This window comes from Virgibacillus sp. 7505, assembly GCF_002272135.1.
GTDB lineage: Bacteria > Bacillota > Bacilli > Bacillales > Amphibacillaceae > Terribacillus.
The window spans coordinates 1-218 of the sequence record NZ_NPBF01000423.1 but is presented as its reverse complement, the minus strand read 5'-3'; the positions used below and the strand labels follow the sequence as shown (position 1 = coordinate 218).

The window sequence follows — 218 nt, the reverse complement described above, 5'->3', positions numbered from 1 at the left end:
GGTACCAAGTGATCGTTAATCAAGGACCTCAGACGACAACCGATGAAGCATTTCTCTGCACATACCCTTATTTTATGGGAATGACGGAAAATGCGATTCAATTTGCTGTTGATACTCAATTAGATGTTAAAAAGGAGCTGCATGACGAACCAACGATTTGCCATCGTCGTTTTGGAGAGACGAGTTGGCTTTATATGTCTGAACGGGGCCACATTGTC

General features: G+C 43.1%; 1 pseudogene. It reads left to right on the top strand.

Annotation, left to right across the window (positions count from 1 at the left end):
* Positions 1–218: pseudogene (locus CHH91_RS21055) on the top strand (spore coat putative kinase YutH); the annotation flags it as partial.